Genomic DNA, 2,889 nt, shown 5'->3' with positions numbered 1-2,889 from the left:
GAAATGAAGCGACTCTGGCTCCTCCTTATTGTGATTGTGTCGTGCGCGCTGCCCGGCGTCATACGGCAACTCGCGGCGCAAGATACCAGCACGCTCGATGGCGAGCCCGCCATCCGCTTCATCGTTGGCCACGGACACCTCACCAACTACTGCGAGGGCCTGCTCTACGTCACGCCCACGCGGGTCCGCTTCGATAGCTTTGGCGAGCCGTCGCACTCGTTCGATCTTCCGCGCGCGCAGGTGAGCGACCTTCATCCCGGCCGCTCGCTCGGCTTCAGCTACGTGAAGATCGAGGGCGGCGGCAAGACCTATCGCATGGCCATCTATCCCGACCTCGCGCGCCAGTTCGGCGACCGGCACGCCTTCGTCGAGCGCGCGTTCAAGGACTTCCAGGGTGCTTATGCTGAGGTCCAGCGCGCCGAAGCGAAGCGCTCCACTCCCGCCGGGCTGATCAAAGCGGCCATGACTAAGGATGGCGCGATGCTCGAGTTTCCCATCATCGTCGGCTCGGGCTTCACCTGGTTTCGCGGCGAGAAAGTCGTGACTGCGTGGGCCGATTCCGATGCCGGCGCCAACGCATATGTCTGGATCCAGGGACCGATCGCGCGCGGCAAGCTCGAAGTCACGGCCGACCGCGTCCGCTTCCTGAGCGATGGTGTGGCCGGGGACGCGGACATCGTGATCGACGCGCCCAAGAAAGAGATGCGCATGGTGCGCACCGCCGGCGGCTATCCCCACGCCGTGGTCGCCTTCCGCGCGAGCGGGCGCGTCACGCTGATGTTCGCCCAGTTCACCAGCGAGCCTATCGGCTCGGGCAAACAGTCGGGCCTGCGCAAGAACTTCTACGATGTCACCCCGCTCCTGCGCGCACTTGGCCCGCAGTTTCCGCAGCTGGCTGCCGAGCTGCTCCCCCAGCCGGTGCTGGTCGTCGCGGCTGCACCCGGCGCGGAAGTCTTCGTCGACGAGCAGCGCCGCGGCGTGGCCGGCGCCGACGGCACCTTGCGCATCACCGCGCTCGCCCCCGGGAATCATGCGGTGCGCGCCGTGCTCGCCGGACGCCAGCCGGGGAGCGGAACCATCACGCTCGCGGCCGGGGAGGAGAAGCGGCTCGACATCCCACTGGCTGCGGTCGTATCCGCACCGCCAGCGGCGCCGGCGAAGCCTGCCGGCCCTGCCACGCTCGCTTTGAAAGATGTAGTCGCGATGCTCGAAGGCGGCGTCGCGCCCAGGCGCGTGGCCGCGCTGGTGCAGGAGCGTGGAGTAGACTTCGCGCTCGACGATGCTGCCGAAAAACAGGTCCGCTCCGCCGGTGGCGACGCCGAGTTGCTGGTCGTGATCGCGAAGTCGAAGAGATAGCCCCACCAATGATCCCCGCATGACACTGCTCGAAGTCCGCGACCTGGTGAAGGTCTATCCCGCGAGCGATTCCGTGTTTGCCGCGGTGCCCACTCGCCGCACGCGCGCCGCCGGCAAGAACAATGACGAGGTCCGCGCCGTCGCTGGCGTCTCGTTCGACATCGCGGCCGGGGAGACGCTGGGACTGGTCGGCGAATCAGGTTGCGGGAAAACAACTTTGGGCCGCGCCCTACTGCGGCTCATCGAGCCCACGTCGGGAAGCGTCCGCTTTGAAGACAAAGACGTGCTCGCCGTTTCCGGCAGCGAGCTGCGCCGGCTGCGGCGCGACATGCAGATCGTCTTTCAAGATCCCTTCGGCTCGCTCGACCCGCGCATGCGGGTGGAAGAGATCGTCACGGAGCCGCTGGTCATTCATGGCGCAGACCTTCATAACGCAGACCTTCATAAAGAAGACACGCGCGCATCGCGCCGCGCCGCCGCCCGCGAGCTGATGCGCGCGGTTGACCTCGAGGAATCGGCGCTCGAGCGCTATCCGCATGAGTTCTCCGGCGGACAGCGCCAGCGCATCGTGATCGCGCGCGCGCTCGCGTTGAGGCCGAAGTTCATCGTGTGCGACGAGCCCGTGTCGGCGCTCGACGTCTCCGTCGGCGCGCAGATCGTGAATCTCTTGCGCGACCTGCAGCGCGACTTTGGGCTCACTTATCTCTTTATCTCGCACTCCATGCCGGTGGTGCGCTACCTCTCCACCCGTATCGCGGTGATGCACGCGGGCAAGATCGTGGAGCTGGGGACGACCGAACAGATCACCGAACGTCCGCAGCACGAGTACACCAAGGCGCTGCTCGCGGCCACGCCGGAAGTCTCGGGCTGATCTCTGATCTCTGATCTCTGATCCAGGCCGCAACTTGCCGCTCCTGCACATGGCATTTAGAATCGAAAGGTTGTCATCATCATTCCAGAACACCAATTCCAGAGACACATGGAGCGGAGGACTGCATGGCTTTGAAGGTAGGCGACAAAGCCCCGGATTTCGAGGTCCCGGCCGTCGTCGGCGATAGGAAAGAGAAGTTCAAGCTGAGCGACTACCGGGGCAAGAAACACGTGGTGCTCGCCTTTTACCCGCTGGACTGGACCCCGGTTTGAACCGCGCAGATGCCGGCGTACAACGCGGACTTGGAAAAGTTCGCCGGCTTTGACGCCCAGGTCGTGGGCATGAGCGTGGATTCCATCCCCAGCCACATTGCGTGGCAGAAGAGAGATATCGGCATGCTGAACTACCCGCTGTGCTCGGATTTCTATCCTCACGGCGAGGTGGCGACGAGATATGGCGTGCTGCGTTCCGGCGATCCCATCCCCGGGATCAACGATCGCTCCGTCTTCATCATCGACAAGGAAGGAAACATCGCGTTCGCGAAGGTCTACGCCCTCGATAAGCAGCCCGACAACGAGGATTGCTTCGAGGTGCTGCGCAAACTGTAGGCAGAGCACTTGAAGAGACGTCCGAAAGAGACGGCCTTCTGGCCGTCTCTTTTT

3 protein-coding genes are annotated in these 2,889 nt (G+C 64.4%); all 3 read left to right on the top strand.

Going from position 1 to position 2,889, the window contains the following annotated elements; genetic code table 11:
• Positions 1–1,356 (top strand): carboxypeptidase-like regulatory domain-containing protein (locus M3P27_05600; GenBank protein ID MDP9267785.1); only part of this gene is annotated, 1,356 nt, incomplete at its 5' end.
• 19 nt (positions 1,357–1,375) lie between these two features.
• A complete protein-coding gene (locus M3P27_05595) occupies positions 1,376–2,227 on the top strand; it encodes an ATP-binding cassette domain-containing protein (GenBank protein ID MDP9267784.1) in 852 nt (283 codons plus the stop codon).
• A gap of 125 nt (positions 2,228–2,352) precedes the next feature.
• The gene (locus M3P27_05590) at positions 2,353–2,835 is read left to right on the top strand and encodes a redoxin domain-containing protein (GenBank protein MDP9267783.1); all 483 of its coding nucleotides are present in this window, start codon (positions 2,353–2,355) and stop codon (positions 2,833–2,835) included.
• Positions 2,836–2,889: the final 54 nt, after the last annotated feature.

The sequence above is a fragment of the Acidobacteriota bacterium genome, assembly GCA_030774055.1.
In the GTDB taxonomy this organism is placed as follows: domain Bacteria; phylum Acidobacteriota; class Terriglobia; order Terriglobales; family Acidobacteriaceae; genus JACPNR01.
This window is presented reverse-complemented; position numbering and strand designations above follow the sequence as displayed.

What these genes read in the sequence shown, in the direction of transcription:
- M3P27_05595 (MDP9267784.1), top strand. Translation starts at nt 1,376, where the DNA reads ATGACACTGCTCGAAGTCCGCGACCTGGTGAAGGTCTATCCCGCGAGC.